At 63.1% G+C, this 12777-nt stretch carries 11 protein-coding genes; 7 read left to right on the plus strand and 4 right to left on the minus strand.

Annotated features, from left to right (window positions below):
• Positions 1–33: 33 nt before the first annotated feature.
• Together KCG88_RS24795 and KCG88_RS24800 are read right to left on the minus strand one after the other, a co-directional pair.
• Complete coding sequence (locus tag KCG88_RS24795; RefSeq protein WP_047285036.1) at positions 34–1575, minus strand: nucleobase:cation symporter-2 family protein; 1542 nt, start codon at positions 1573–1575, stop codon at positions 34–36.
• Positions 1576–2043: 468 nt separating this feature from the next.
• Positions 2044–2868, minus strand: coding sequence for an arylamine N-acetyltransferase (locus KCG88_RS24800; protein WP_210713332.1), 825 nt, complete (start codon positions 2866–2868; stop codon positions 2044–2046).
• Positions 2869–3069: 201 nt separating this feature from the next.
• On the opposite strand from KCG88_RS24800, the gene KCG88_RS24805 reads away from it, so the two are divergent.
• Positions 3070–3645 (plus strand): GNAT family protein, encoded by a 576-nt coding sequence (locus KCG88_RS24805; RefSeq protein WP_015634883.1) that lies wholly within the window; start codon positions 3070–3072, stop codon positions 3643–3645.
• Between the two features lie 35 nt (positions 3646–3680).
• Positions 3681–4202: a GNAT family N-acetyltransferase gene (locus KCG88_RS24810; protein WP_047285032.1), complete on the plus strand. Its 522-nt coding sequence runs from the start codon at positions 3681–3683 to the stop codon at positions 4200–4202.
• 3 nt (positions 4203–4205) lie between these two features.
• Here the strand turns inward: KCG88_RS24810 and KCG88_RS24815 are convergent, their stop codons facing one another.
• Together KCG88_RS24815 and KCG88_RS31000 are read right to left on the minus strand one after the other, a co-directional pair.
• Entirely contained in the window at positions 4206–5777 is a 1572-nt protein-coding gene (locus KCG88_RS24815; protein WP_210713333.1) for a GGDEF domain-containing protein, read from the minus strand.
• A gap of 227 nt (positions 5778–6004) precedes the next feature.
• Complete coding sequence (locus KCG88_RS31000; protein ID WP_047336201.1) at positions 6005–6271, minus strand: hypothetical protein; 267 nt, start codon at positions 6269–6271, stop codon at positions 6005–6007.
• A gap of 164 nt (positions 6272–6435) precedes the next feature.
• On the opposite strand from KCG88_RS31000, the gene KCG88_RS24825 reads away from it, so the two are divergent.
• Genes KCG88_RS24825 through KCG88_RS24845 form a run of 5 tightly spaced genes read left to right on the plus strand, consistent with a single transcriptional unit; the run spans position 6436 to position 12768 of the window.
• Entirely contained in the window at positions 6436–7251 is an 816-nt protein-coding gene (locus KCG88_RS24825) for an ABC transporter permease (RefSeq protein WP_047285027.1), read from the plus strand.
• Positions 7241–8515 (plus strand): ABC transporter ATP-binding protein, encoded by a 1275-nt coding sequence (locus tag KCG88_RS24830; protein WP_210713334.1) that lies wholly within the window; start codon positions 7241–7243, stop codon positions 8513–8515. Before KCG88_RS24825 ends, KCG88_RS24830 begins: the two co-directional genes overlap by 11 nt.
• The gene (locus tag KCG88_RS24835; RefSeq protein WP_047336198.1) at positions 8512–9888 is read left to right on the plus strand and encodes a polysaccharide pyruvyl transferase family protein; all 1377 of its coding nucleotides are present in this window, start codon (positions 8512–8514) and stop codon (positions 9886–9888) included. The genes KCG88_RS24830 and KCG88_RS24835 overlap by 4 nt, the downstream gene beginning before the upstream one ends.
• A 5-nt stretch (positions 9889–9893) precedes the next feature.
• Positions 9894–10586: a 2OG-Fe(II) oxygenase family protein gene (locus KCG88_RS24840; RefSeq protein ID WP_210713335.1), complete on the plus strand. Its 693-nt coding sequence runs from the start codon at positions 9894–9896 to the stop codon at positions 10584–10586.
• Complete coding sequence (locus tag KCG88_RS24845) at positions 10579–12768, plus strand: glycosyltransferase (RefSeq protein WP_210713336.1); 2190 nt, start codon at positions 10579–10581, stop codon at positions 12766–12768. The genes KCG88_RS24840 and KCG88_RS24845 overlap by 8 nt, the downstream gene beginning before the upstream one ends.
• The last annotated feature ends 9 nt before the right edge of the window (positions 12769–12777 follow it).

Below are 12777 nucleotides of genomic sequence, written 5' to 3' on the forward strand. Positions count from 1 at the left end.
GCGCCGGTTTTTTTATGGCCGCGGTACTGGACTTCAGTGAGTGGCTTCGACACTGCCGCGCGCATGGCTCGGGTGCGAACCATCGCCGGCCTGGTTTGGTGAGTGGCCCGGCTCCTCGCCTACCAGAGGCACTTCATTGCCCTCGGCATCGTGCAGCTTGCCGCCACTGAAGTAGTCACCCTCACGCAGCACGGCAACGTCCTGGAAGCGCAGGCTGCGCTCGGTGCCGGCGACGAACACCGACTGCTGGTCGGAGTTGCCCGCAGTGAAGTGGTTGAACGCCAGGTTCAAGAGGATCGCCATGATCGCCGATGAGCTGATGCCCGAGTGGAAGATGGTGGCGAACCAGCTGGGGAAATGATCGTAGAAGCTCGGCGCGGCAATCGGGATCATGCCGAAGCCGATGGAGGTGGCAACGATGATCAGGTTCATGTTGTTGCGGTAGTCGACCCGGGACAGGGTTCGGATGCCACTGGCCGCCACGGTACCGAACAGCACGATACCGGCGCCACCCAGCACCGAAGTCGGCACCGCGGCGATCACCCGCCCCATGAACGGCAGCAGGCCGAGGATTACCAGGAACAGCCCACCGGTGGCCACCACGAAGCGGCTCTTGATGCCGGTGACCGCCACCAGCCCGACGTTCTGGGCGAAGGCGCTCTGGGTGAAGGAACCGAAGATCGGCGCAATCATGCTCGACAGCATGTCGGCGCGCAGGCCGTTGCCCAGGCGCTTGGAGTCGACCTTGGTGTGGATGATTTCACCCACGGCCAGGATGTCCGCCGAGGTTTCCACCAGCGTCACCATGACCACGATGCACATCGACAGGATCGCCGCGACATGAAAGGTCGGCATGCCGAAGTGGAATGGCGTGGGAAGGCCGAACATCGGCCCTTGGGTGACCCCGGAGAAGTCCGCCATGCCCAGGAACAGTGCGATCACCGTGCCGATGATCATGGCCAGGAGAATCGATAGACGGGAAATCGCCGCGCTGCCGATCTTGCTCAACAGCAGCACCAGCACCAGGGTCACCGCCGCCAGGCCAATGTTCGACATGCTGCCGAAGTCCGGGGCCCGGCTGTTGCCACCCATGGCCCAGCGCGCCGCCACCGGCATCAGCGTCAGGCCGATGGTGGTGATGACGATGCCAGTGACCAGCGGTGGAAAGAATTTGGTGATCCGCGAGAACACCGGTGTGATCAGCAGGCCGATCAGCGAAGCGACGATCACCGCACCGAGAATCGACTGGAAGCCGCCCTCGCCGCCACTGGTAACAATCGCCACCATGGTCGACACGCCCGCGAAGGACACCCCTTGCACCAACGGCAGCTTACAGCCGAAAAACGGCACGCCAAGGGTCTGCAACAAGGTTGCCAGCCCTCCTGCGAACAGCGAAGCAGCGATCAGCAAGCCAATCTCCGAAGGCGACAGGCCCGCCGCCTGGCCGACGATCAGTGGCACGGCAACGATGCCGCCATACATGGTCAGCACGTGTTGCAGGCCATAAGCCATGTTGGCGCCAACACCCAAATTTTCGTCTTCGGGCCGCTGTTGTGAAACCTGGGGGGTATTCATGGTGTGGGGTTCCCTGTTTTTGTTATGGGCACACTGTATGCAACATCCAAGACAACTGTCCATAGGATTGTATACAGTTTGTCATTCGGGTTTTCCCCGCCGATCAACCCGGGCTATTGCACGCAAGACACTCGGATATTGGCTCCTTGTCGGCCTGTAAAGGCGCCCCAGAGCCCTCGCTGAAACCAGCCCCGATCCGATCCACCCCTCTTCAATCGAGGCTTTGAGGGCTGCTCTACTGGTTGAAAAAACAGGATAAAAAAGCCGATCCCGTTGCCGGATCGGCTTATCTGCTGCTGGTGGGGTGCGATCGGTTGGCCAGAACCCCGATCTTGTACACATTGGGTGCAATACGGCCCTACCGTGGGCCGGACCGGCGACGGCAAACGCAGCAACTGCACCTGGACGGCCGCGTGGACAACCGACCGGAACCGCGGACACCGCCTGGCTGTTGTAGACCCCGTGAAATCAGGCCTCCAGCAACTGCTCGAGAACCCGCGGCAGTTCGGGGTGGGCCGGCAGGCGCAGGGCAAACTCGTCCTGCAACAGGCTCATCAGCTCCCCTGCATCGGTGATCTGCCACCGCTCGCTGGGCTGCCCCATCCGATGCAGGGCGTAGCTGCCATTGTTCAAGGTACGGCGTATTCCCGGCCCCATCAGCGCCACCTTCAATTGGCCGAGGAAAGGAGAGTCCGGGTGGGTCGAGACGTACCAGTTACCCATCTCGTAATCCACATCGCCCTGCAGTTGCAGGTCAAAAACGTACATCGCCCGCCATTCATCCATGACCTTGGCGCGCAAGGTGTAGCTGCCTTCGCGCAGGGTAATGCGATAAGGCTCGTGGGGTGTTGCCTGTTCTTGCTCGGTATCCAGCAACAAAGGCGCGGTGGGCACCATGCCGCCAAAGCCGACATCGACGATGTAGCGCTGGCCCTCCAGGTGCACCAGCGCCAGACGGTGGCTGCGAGCGGTCAGCGCCTCTTCCGGCGCCCCCATCACCACCCGCCCGGTGATGCCCCGGGCATCGAAACCCAGGTGCTGCAACAGCACCAGGAAGGCCTGGTTGAGTTCATAGCAGTAGCCACCGCGCCCCTCGTGGAGAATCTTGCGCTCCACCGAGGCCAGGTCGATGGGCACCGGAACCCGCAACAGGGTCGAAAGGCTTTCGAAGGCAAAACGACAGACATGGCGCCATTGCAGCTCCCGCAGGGTTTCCAGGGTCGGCGCTGGCGCCTGTGGGTAGCCCAGTTGCTGCAGGTACAGGTCGAAGTTCATCAGGTGCGGCTGGCTCATGCACAAATCCTTGAAATGAGGGTCGCCCGGGGTCGCGACAAGCCCCGGCAGTCGGCGTTATGTATAAGCCAGAAGCGGCGAGCCCGGACAATCAATTCGGCTGATATTTTTTATCGCATTGGCCCCGGATTGGCTCTTGCCAAGCGCCGAGGGCGACTCTGTAATAAGTGCCCCGTCGCTCCCGCTGGAGAACCCTGCGCCATGCACTCACTGGAAGGCCCGCGAATCATCCTGCGCCCGTTGCAACGCAGTGATGCCGACGCCCTGGTCAACGCCGCCCGGGACGGTGAGCTGTGGAACCTGCCTTTCACCGTAGTGCCTTCCCCCGACACCGTCGAACGCTACCTCGACGTGGCGCTCGAGGGCCGTGATGCCGGCAGCGTATTGCCGTTCGCTACCGTGCTCAGGAGCACGGGCGAAGTCATCGGCTGCACGCGCTTCTGGAAGATCGACCGGCACAACCGCAAGCTGGAGATCGGCAGCACCTGGATCGCCAGCCGCTGGCAGCGCAGCTTCGTCAACACCGAGGCCAAGTACCTGATGCTGTGCCATGCCTTTGACGACATGAACTGCGTGCGGGTGCAGTTCACGACCGACGAGATCAATCACACCTCCCGCGCGGCGATCCTGCGCCTCGGTGCCCAACAGGAAGGCATAGTGCGGCACGAGCGCATCATGCCCGACGGACGCAAGCGCAATTCCGTGCGTTTCAGCATCATCGACGACGAGTGGCCCGCCGTGCGCCAGCGCCTGCAACAACGCCTCAGCCAAGCCTGAGGCCTCACCCTTACAAGCCCCCACAAGGATGTAGCATGCCCGTCGATTTCACCCTACGCCCTGCCCAGCGCGAGGACGCGCTGTGCATCAGTGGCCTGGCCACCCAGGTCTTTCTCGACACCTATGCCACCGACGGCATGCGCAGCGACCTGGCCGAGGAAGCCCTGAGCGTCTACGCCCCGGCACAGTTCCGCCAGCGCCTTGAGGATCCCCACAGAAGCCTGTTGCTGGCCGAGCGTAACGGGCACCTGCTGGGCTTCGCGGAAATCGCCGGCAACACCCGGGCGCCGTTTGCCGGCCTGGACGATGGGATGGAGCTGGTGCGCCTGTACGTGCAGCGCCATGCCCATCGGCAAGGCGTTGGCCAGGCGCTGCTGCAACAGGTGGAAGAACGGCTGCAAGCCAGCGACAGGCCCTGCCTGTGGCTCGCCGTCTGGGCACAGAACCACAGGGCGCGGGCCTTCTATCAGGCCCAGGGCTACGTCTGCGCCGGTAGCACCGCCTACGAGTTTGGCGGCAACGCCTATGCCAACCAGGTGTTCTGCAAACGCTGGTAGCCGTCAGCGATCGGAGCGCTGCAACGGCTCCCCGATGTGGTCCGCCGCCAGCGCCATGGCCCGATTGCGGCCCGTGGCCTTGGCTTGATACAGGGCTGCGTCGGCCCTTTCGATAAACATCTCGATGCTGTCGCGGCCCGTCGGCACGAAGGCGTAGCAGCCCAGGCTGACCGTCACGCAGCCCACCGGTGAGCCGGAATGGGCGATGTTGCGCTGCATGACACTGCGGCGAATCTGCTCGGCCATGGCCAGCGCACCATGAATGTCGGTGTCGGGCAGCAACACCGCAAACTCTTCGCCACCATAGCGTACGGCCAGGTCAGCCTTGCGCTGGCAGCAGCCTTTGAGCGCCTGGGCCACCTCGGTCAGGCAGTGATCGCCCGCCACATGCCCGTAGGTATCGTTGTAGCGCTTGAAATAGTCGATATCGACCATGACCAGGCTCAACGGGCTGCGTTGCCGCGCACCACGGCCAAACTCCACGGTCAGGGCGCGCTCGAACAAGCGGCGGTTGGCCAGACCGGTAAGGCTGTCATGGGTGGCGATCACCTCCAGAGCCTCCTGGGCCTCGCGCAGATCTGCCTCGATCCGCTCGTTGTTGCGCACCTGCTGCACGAAGACCCAGCCGAACAGGCCGACCCCCAGCAGCACCAGGGCGACGATGGCCGTGGACTGGTAGGCCGAGGCATACCAGCCCTTGAGCACCGAGTCCTTGGAGTTGGCCGCGGCCACCACCAGGGGATAGGCCTGCAACTGCCGATAGCCGTACAGGCGCGTCACCCCATCAACAATCGAGGTGATCATGGCGTTGCCGGTGGTGGCCTCGGGCAAGTACTTGCTGAAGATCTCGCCGCGGGCCAGGGAAGCACCGATCTGCCGCTCTTCGAAGGGCCGCCGCGCAATCAGCGTACCGTCGGACAGGGCAAGGAACATGGCGCCCTGCTCGTCGATATTGAAACTGGTGAAGAACTGATCGAAATACGCCAGTTTGATGCCCGCCATCAGCACCCCCTGGAAATTCCCCTGGCTATCGTTGAGCCGCCGCGAGATGGGAATGATCCATTCGCCATTGGCCCGGCTGCGGATGGCCGGGCTGATGTGAGCCAGCAACGAAGCATTCTGCTGATGGAAACGAAAGTAGTCGCGGTCTGCCACATCGTTGCCATGGGGCGAATCACCAAAGGAACTGACCACCCACTGACCGTCCCGGTCATAGAGAAATACCTCGCTGAGCTGGGTCAGGGCCTGCACCCGCCGGGCGAATATGCCCTGCAAGCGGGGCTGCTGCTCAGGGCCATCGCCCAGGGCCTGGATCCATTCGGACAGGCTCATCAGCACCAGGTCGGCTTCCATGAACGTGTCTTCGGCCTGCTGGGCAATGGCCCGGGTCAGGTTGGTGGAATTGACTTCCGCCTGCATCAGGTCGTGACGCCAGGACTGTTCCAGTTGCAGGTACAACAGCCCGCACAGGCACAGAAACACGGTTGCGATGAAGGCCACCGCGGCCTTGAGCAGCGGCAAGCGCTTCAGGGTTCCGCCAGGGGGATGATGAGGATCGTAGATGGGAACAGGCAAAAGGGTCGTCCTGACGGGAGTGGCCTGGGCTACAGGGCGGGTCCCTGGTTGTTTTCGAGACTGGCTGAACGGCCAACGCCCTGCACAGTATAGGTTTTCTGGCCGCGGCCCCGGGCCGGGAGTTCAGGCAGCAACCTTGAACGGCCCGGCTCCACCCTGGGGTTATCGGCCACCGCGGGCAATGCTTAAAGTGCCGATCGACGGCCTGAGCGATATTCGACAGACACCTAGGACAGCGCCACCAGCACAGTCTGATCCGCTTCAGGCGCGTTGAACAGACGGTACTGGGCATCCGGCAACGGTGGCAAACCGTATTCCTCCCCCAGGGCACACAGCCCTGCCCCCAACTGGCTGGCCGCCATGGGTGCTATGGCGACCCCGAACAGCACGGCACCGTGCACGCCCCTGCCCGCCTGGGCCACCCGGCTCTCTACCACCGAGCCCAAGCACCCGCAGCGGGCAATACCCTCGCGGTTGTTTTGCCACTCATCCACGTGCGCCCGCCGCTCATCAAAAAAAGCTGTAACGACACCTTCACTTCCTGCATTTCGGGTCTATAAACAATTCACAAAATCCTTCGCTTCGAATCACCACCCGTTCACCCATGCCCCTTGTCGAGCATGGGGTGGTGCTGGAAGCTGGCCCCAAGGAGCGGGAGTTGACCGGAAGTACCACGCTGCAGCGTTTCACCTTCAGGCCCTGGCGTCATCGCGAACTGCTGCGGGCGCTGATCGAACGCGAAGTGATAGGCCGCTACCGCGGCTCGATCGCCGGCCTGCTCTGGTCCTTTCTCAACCCCTTGCTCATGTTGCTGGTGTACACCTTCGTGTTCAGCGTGGTGTTCAAGGTGCGTTGGGGAACCGAGAACGACTCGAACACCCAGTTCGCCCTGCTGGTGTTCACCGGGATGATGGTCTTCAACCTGTTCTCCGAATGCCTCACCCGAGCCCCCGGGCTGATCCTGAGCCACGTCAACTATGTGAAGAAGGTGATGTTCCCCCTGGACATGCTTCCCTGCGTGATGCTCGGGGCGGTGCTGTTCCACACGCTGGTGAGCTTTGCCGTCTGGCTGCTGTTCCACCTCCTGGCCTTCGGCCTGCCGCCGCCCACCGCTCTGCTGTTTCCCCTGGTGCTGCTGCCCCTGGTGCTGTTCACCCTCGGGTTGTCCTGGGTCCTCGCCTCCCTGGGGGTCTACCTGCGGGATGTTGGCCAGGTCATCGGTGTACTGATGTCGGCCCTGCTGCTGATGTCGGCGGTGTTCTATCCACTGAGCGCCCTGCCCGAGGCCTATCGGCACTGGCTCTACCTGAACCCCTTGACCCTGGTGATCGAGTCCTCCCGCGACGTTCTGATCTGGGGCGTGGTGCCCGATCTAGGCCTGTGGCTGATAGAGCTGAGCGTCGCGCTCGGCGTGGCCTTCCTGGGATGGGCATGGTTCGAAAAAACCCGTCCGGGGTTCGCCGATGTGCTCTGAACTGGCGATCAAGGCCCAGGGCCTGGGCAAGTGCTACCCGATCTACGACAAGCCCCGCGACCGCCTGCTGCAGCTGCTGCTGCCCCGCGGCAAGCAGCGTTACCGCGAATTCTGGGCCTTGAAGGACGTTGCGTTGGAAGTGCGCAAGGGCGAAACCCTGGGCATCATCGGCCGCAACGGCAGCGGCAAGTCGACCTTGCTGCAGCTGATCTGCCGCACCAGCACCGCCTCCACGGGCAGCGTGACCAGCCATGGGCGGATCGCCGCCCTGCTGGAGCTGGGCTCGGGGTTCAATCCAGAGTTCAGCGGCCGCGAGAACGTCTACCTCAACGGTGCGGTATTGGGCCTCAAACGCGCGGAGATCGAGGCGCGCTTCGACGAAATCACCGCCTTCGCCAACATCGGCGAATTCATCGACCAGCCCACCAGGACCTATTCCAGCGGCATGCTGGTGCGCCTGGCCTTTGCCGTTTCGGTGTGCGTGGAGCCGGATATCCTGATCGTCGACGAAGCCCTGGCCGTCGGCGATGCCTCCTTCCAGTTCAAGTGCCTGGAACGCCTGGAACGCCTGACCCGACAAGGCATGACCCTGCTGTTCGTGTCCCATGACATGAGCATGGTCAAGCGCTTCTGCAACCGCGCCCTCTACCTGCGCGATGGCGAAATCCGCGCCAGCGGTGCACCGGAGGCGATGGCCGAGCTGTACCTGCTGGACATGCGTGACGAACAGCGCCGCTGGGCCAGCGCAGGCGCCGTCCAAGTCAGCGCCAAGACACCCCTCAACCCGGAACACGGCATGGCCTTCGGCACCCCTGAAGGGCGGATCACCTCAGCCGTGTTCAGCAATACCGGGGCGCTGTACTCAAGCTTTGCCCACGGCGACATGATTGAAATCGCCATCGAGGCCCAGGTCAGCGACGCCATTGCCCGCCCCAACATCAGCCTGACCATCCAGGAAGCCCGGTTGCTGGTGGTCAGCGGGGTCAACGTTGCCCTGCAATGCGGCGAGTCGCGGCAAGGCTGGCGCAGCGCCTCGGTGTGCCTGCGATTCGCCGCCAACCTGGCGGCCGGGCGCTACCACATCACGCTCAAGCTGATGAATGGCGAAACGGAAGAAACTTCCCACCTGATTGAAAAACAGGTAGCGCTCCTGGCGTTCGACACCTTACCGGGCAACAAGCACTTCCTGGGAATCGTCGACCTGCACATCGAACCTGTCCCCCGCCCATCGCAGCAGCCCCTGGCAGTCGAGGAGCGTTCATGAGCGACACACAATGGCAAGTCGCGATCTTCGGTACCTTCGATGTAGCCAACTACGGCGACCTGCTGTTCCCCCTCATTGCCGAAGCAGCATTGCAGGCGCGCCTGGGCAAGGTGCGCCTGCACGCGTTCTCCTATCACTCGCGCAGCACGCCGCAATGGCCCTACCCCGTCACCTCGGTCAGTGAACTGCCCCAGCTCATCGATAGCCTGGACGCAGTGCTGATCGGCGGCGGCTTCATCATTCGCTTCGACAAGGTCATCGCTGCCGACTACTACCCGCCCGACCCGCAGATCCACCACCCCACCGGGTACTGGCTGTCGCCTGCGCTGATGGCCCTGCAACACAATGTGCCGCTGATCTGGAACGCCCCCGGCATGCACTGCAACCCGATTCCATCCTGGGCGGCCCCCCTGGTCAGGCTGACCCTGGAGCAAAGCCCCCACGTCCGGGTGCGCGACGCCCTGTCTGCAAACACCCTGTCCGCGCTGAGTGAGCAGGCCCAGGTCGAGGTATTGCCGGATACCGCCTTTGGCCTGCCCAGCCTGATCGACCGGCAGCAACCCTCGGCGGCCTATCGCCAACTCTGTGCCGAGGCCAGCCTGACCGGGCCCTATCTGGTGGTGCATGCGATTGCCGGCCTGGAGAGCTTTCTCCAGCTATGGAAAACCCACAACGCGCTGTTCAGCCAGTGGCAGCTGCTGCTGTTGCCCATCGGCCCGGTGCTCGGGGACCATGAGTCGATTCTCGGAGCCGACCTGCCACGGGCCGTGCGCCTGCCGGCCTGGCCAGAGCCACTGCTGCTGGCGGAGATCCTGGCCCAGGCCCAGGGCGTCATCGGCCACAGCTATCACCTGGCGATCACCGCCCTGGCCTTCGGCGTACCGGCCTTCTGCTCGGCCAACCTGAACCAGGGCAAGTACACCGCCTTGCGCGCCTACCGCGGTATCCGCCCCCTGCCCGCCGAACAGCCCATCGATCCCCAATGGTTCCTGCAACACCTTAGCGAAACGGGCCCCTGCCCCGAGGTGATCGCCGCGCAGGAACAAGTACAGCGCCATTGGGACCGGGTAGCCGAACTGATCGCCCAGGGCCCGCGCCCCACCAGCCAGGTGCTTAACCGCTTCTGGCAAGCCCTGCCCGGCCTGCTGGAGGCCCCTCCCCCGGACTGTCGCGAGGCAATCCTGAGCAAACAGGCCGAACTGGATGCGCTGAAAATCCAGGTACAGCAGTTGACGCTACTACGCCGCCACCAAACGGAATTTACCAGTCGGGTCGATGCCGAGCTGGGCCGAATCCATCGCTCCAACTCCTATCGCCTCACCGCGCCATTACGCTCCCTGCGGCGCCGCCTGCAACATTTATTGGGAAGATGAATACGATGCTGAATCTGCCAATGCTGACCAGAGCCCCCTTGCACACTCAGCCCTTTCGCTGGGGGCGGATCACCGAACTGTATTCGCCCGCGGACGCCGCAGCCCTGGTAGCGACCTATCCCCGTGACTCCTTCAAGACGGTGTCCGGCTATGGCGGAGAAAAGGACTACGAGTACCAGGCGCGGCAACTGGTGGAAATGGGCACCGGGCGCATTATCCACGAGCAGCACCTGAGCCCGGCCTGGCGCAGGCTGGCCAGCGACCTGACCGCACCGGACTATCGCCTGGCGCTGTCGACGCTCACCGACATGGACCTCAGAAACGCTCCCATGGAGGTCAATGTCTTCCACTACGGGCCGCAGGCCTGCCTCGGCCCGCACCCGGACCTGGGCGACAAGCTGGTGACCCATATCCTGTATTTCAACGATTCCTGGGACATCGAGGACGGTGGCTGCCTGAATATCCTGGGCTCTGCCGACCCCACGGATGTGGTCGCGGTGATCCCGCCCCTGGTGGGCACGTCGGCAGTACTGGTACGCGCCGAGAACTCCTGGCATGCGGTGACGCAAGTGGCAGCGAATTGCCGGACTTCACGGCGCAGCATGACCGTGACCTTCTACCGGCCCGGCTCCCTCAGCTCAATGTGGCCCAGTGGCGACCAGAGCCCATTGCACAACTACGAGCCCGCCCATGACTAAATCACACTCGCAGGACCAGGAGTCAACCCTGCTGCGGTTCGAGCACGCACAGGCCATCCTTCAGCGCGATGCCGCCCTGGCGCATATCGAACATATGCGGCGCTCGCGCTCCTGGCGCCTGACCCGCCCCCTGCGCATGCTGATGCAACTGCTGCGGCACGGGGTGATCAACGAGGGAAGCGAGTACCCGACTCACCTGCCCTCTCTCGTCCAGCCTCTGCCGGCTTCCCCTCCCTTGGAGCCCGATATCGTGGAGGACTCAGCACCCGGCTCTTCTGCTCAGCATTTTGACCTGCTGTGCTTTGCCAATATCGACTGGTCCGCAAGGTTCCAGCGACCACAGCAACTGATGACGCAGTTCGCTATCCAGGGTTATCGGGTGTTCTACATTATCCTTTCGCCGCTACCCGCGGCAGAGCAGCCCTATGCGGTGCACCCAGTCGCTCCCGGGGTCTTCGAAGTCACCCTGCGCGGGCATGCACGGCAGGACTACTACGCCACCTGCATCACCGAAGGCAACCTGCGCGCCAATGCCGAGGCGTTGCAGGCCCTGGTGAGCGACTACCGGATCAATACGGCGGTGTCGGTGGTTCACCTGCCCTATTGGACGCGCCTGGCCCTGCACCTGCGCAAGGCATACGGCTGGCCCGTGCAATACGACTGCATGGACGAATGGCAGGACTTTCCGAACATCGGTCAGCCCTTGCTGGACCAGGAACAGGTATTGGTGGAGCAGGCCGATCTGGTAACCGTCACCGCCTCCGTGCTGTACGACAAATGGGCCAGTACCAGCCGTCGCTGCCAGTTGGTTAGAAACGGGGTGGACTTCGACTTCTTTGCCCGGTGCTGTACGCCCAATACTCTGCTGGAGGAGCTCCAAGGCCCGATCATCGGTTTCTATGGTGCACTGGCCGAATGGGTCGATTTTGAACTGGTGGCGGCCATCGCCCGGCAACGACCAGAGTGGAATCTGGTGCTCATTGGCGATGTGTTCGTCCGCGACCTGGCCGGCCTCGACCACTTGCCCAATGTGCACCTGCTGGGCCGCAAGCCTTACGCGCAGATGCCGCAATACCTGTACCACTTCGATGTCTGCATTATTCCTTTTCGCCTCTACAACGTGACCCACGCGGTGGATCCGGTGAAGTTCTACGAGTTCATCAGCGCCGGCAAGCCCGTGGTCGCAGTGCCGCTGCTGGAGATGCAGATCTACGAGCCTTACCTGTATTTCGCCGACGGGCCGTCTGCCTTTGTCACGCAGATCGAAAAAGCCCTTGGGGAAACCGATCTGCAGCGCTGGAACCAACGGCTGGCACTGGCCAGGGAAAACGATTGGCGGCAACGCTTCGAAGACACGCGCGATGCGTTGGTCGAACTGTTTCCGAAGGTCTCGGTAATCATCGTCACCTACAACAATGTGCAACTGACCCGCGGCTGCATCGACAGCCTGCTGCACAATTGCGCCTACCCGAACCTGCAACTGATCATCGTCGACAACGCCTCGCGGGATTCCACCCGCAACTACCTGCGCTACCTGGCCCGCAGCGAACCCAATGTGAGCATCGTGCTCAACGAACAGAACCTGGGTTTCGCCGCCGCCAACAACCAGGGCCTGCGCCTTGCGCAGGGCCACTACCTGGTCCTGCTCAACAACGACACCGTAGTGCCCAGGGGCTGGCTCGCGCCCCTGCTGCGCCACCTCGACGACCCGGAGGTGGGGTTGGTGGGGCCGACCACCAATGCGGTGGGTAACGAGGCCCGGGTCAGCATCGACTACCAGGACCTCGACGACATGGAGGACTTCGCCGACCGGCGCACCAGCCAGTATCGCGGGCGCTGCTTCGACATCCCGATGCTGGCCATGTTTTGCGTAGCGATGCGCCGCGAAGTGCTGGATCAGGTGGGCTGGCTGGATGAAGCCTTTGGCATCGGCATGTTCGAAGACGACGACTACAGCCGGCGAGTCCAGGCCGCCGGCTTGCGCACCGTATGCGCCGAGGACAGCTACATCCACCACTACGGCCAGGCCTCGTTCAAGTCCCTTATCGCCAGCGGCGAATACCAGCGGTTATGGGACAAGAACCAGGCCTACTTCGAAAGCAAGTGGGGGCCCTGGCAACCCCATCGCCAAGCACGCCGCAGAGCGAACGCCGACGCCACGGGAATGAAGCTCACCGACTGAATCTGCAGC

Origin of the sequence: Pseudomonas sp. MWU349 (assembly GCF_017947325.1) — a bacterium.
Lineage (GTDB): Bacteria > Pseudomonadota > Gammaproteobacteria > Pseudomonadales > Pseudomonadaceae > Aquipseudomonas > Aquipseudomonas protegens.

Excerpts from the sequence above, each read along its gene's own strand:
- KCG88_RS24840 (WP_210713335.1), top strand. The coding sequence starts at position 9,894 with ATGCTGAATCTGCCAATGCTGACCAGAGCCCCCTTGCACACTCAGCCC.
- KCG88_RS24810 (WP_047285032.1), top strand. The coding sequence starts at position 3,681 with ATGCCCGTCGATTTCACCCTACGCCCTGCCCAGCGCGAGGACGCGCTG.
- KCG88_RS24805 (WP_015634883.1), top strand. The coding sequence starts at position 3,070 with ATGCACTCACTGGAAGGCCCGCGAATCATCCTGCGCCCGTTGCAACGC.
- KCG88_RS24835 (WP_047336198.1), top strand. The coding sequence starts at position 8,512 with ATGAGCGACACACAATGGCAAGTCGCGATCTTCGGTACCTTCGATGTA.
- KCG88_RS24800 (WP_210713332.1), bottom strand. The coding sequence starts at position 2,868 with ATGAGCCAGCCGCACCTGATGAACTTCGACCTGTACCTGCAGCAACTG.
- KCG88_RS24830 (WP_210713334.1), top strand. The coding sequence starts at position 7,241 with ATGTGCTCTGAACTGGCGATCAAGGCCCAGGGCCTGGGCAAGTGCTAC.
- KCG88_RS24845 (WP_210713336.1), top strand. The coding sequence starts at position 10,579 with ATGACTAAATCACACTCGCAGGACCAGGAGTCAACCCTGCTGCGGTTC.
- KCG88_RS24795 (WP_047285036.1), bottom strand. The coding sequence starts at position 1,575 with ATGAATACCCCCCAGGTTTCACAACAGCGGCCCGAAGACGAAAATTTG.